Source organism: Dietzia sp. DQ11-44, assembly GCF_014145205.1.
Lineage (GTDB): Bacteria > Actinomycetota > Actinomycetes > Mycobacteriales > Mycobacteriaceae > Dietzia > Dietzia natronolimnaea.
In genome coordinates this window covers 1-1222 of record NZ_JAALEC010000575.1, presented here as the reverse complement: position 1 = coordinate 1222, position 1222 = coordinate 1, and the positions used below count along the sequence as shown (strand labels likewise).

Here is a 1222-nt window from a genome sequence, read left to right as displayed (position 1 = left end):
CGCCGACAAGGTGGACACCAAGGACCTCCGCAAGTCCGTCGAGTCGGCCAAGAAGAAGGCCCGGAAGGACGCCCGCAAGAAGGTCACCACCGCCAAGAAGACGAGTGACCGCGCCCGGAGCAAGGCCGCGGCCGCCATCCGGCCCTGACGATCCGCTCCCCCGGTGCCCGCGCACCGGAAGTCGACGACCCCGCCCCCACGGGCGGGGTCGTCGGCGTCGGTGGGCCCTGCGCGAGACCCGGTAGCCTGGTTGTCCTGCACTGCGCGGTACACCCACCCGATGCGCAGTCCCCACCCGAGAGGAGCGCGCATGACGGGATACGACGCCGTCGACGAGGAACAGCGCCACCTCGGCCGTCTCCTCGATCGTCTCGAGGAACTCCGGGCCGACACCCGGGCCCGCCTCGACGCCGTCCTCCGGGGCACGGGGGGAACTCCTCAGGCGCGATCGGAGCGGGAGTCGTTCGCGCGGCTCTATTCGTCTGAGTTGGCGGCGTTCAACGCCGCCAACCTGGGCCTGTACTTCGGTCGGCTGGACATGGAGGACGGAGAGGTCCGGAGGATCGGGCGCGTGGGACTGAGGGACGACGACGAGGACCTCACCCCGCTCCTGCTGGACTGGCGCGCGGACCACAGCCGCCCGTTCTATCTGGCCACCACCGCCCGCCCCGAGGGCGCACACCGTCGTCGTCATCTCCGCACGATCGGCAGGAGGGTCATCGGGGTCCACGACGAGTACCTCACCGCACCGGTCGACGGTGAGGTGCCGGAGGACCACGACGACGTCGTGGGGGAATCCGCCCTGCTCGAAGCCCTGGACAGCGCGCGCTCCGCTCACATGACGGACATCGTCGCGACCATCCAACGCGAGCAGGACGAGATCATCCGCAACCCCCACGCCGGTGTCCTGGTGGTCCAGGGCGGGCCGGGGACGGGGAAGACCGCCGTGGCCCTTCACCGTGCGGCCTATCTGCTCTACACGCACCGCCGGAGGCTCGACCGCAGCGGAGTGCTCATCGTGGGGCCCAACGCGCGGTTCCTCGACTACATCGCACGCGTCCTGCCGTCGCTCGGCGAGTCGGGAGTCGTCCTGCGCACACTCGCCGACCTCTACCCCGGGGTCCGTGCCACCGGTTCGGAGACTCTCCGCGGCGAGGAGGTCAAGGGCTCGGCGGACATGGTCGACATCCTCAAGGCCGCCGTCCGCGCCCGCCAGTTCGCC

Annotated in this window: 1 protein-coding gene; it reads left to right on the top strand. The window is 70.7% G+C overall.

What is annotated here, in order from left to right:
- Positions 1-310 precede the first annotated feature (310 nt).
- The coding region (locus tag G6018_RS13625; protein WP_182639897.1) for a UvrD-helicase domain-containing protein at positions 311-1222 on the top strand (912 nt) is incomplete at its 3' end.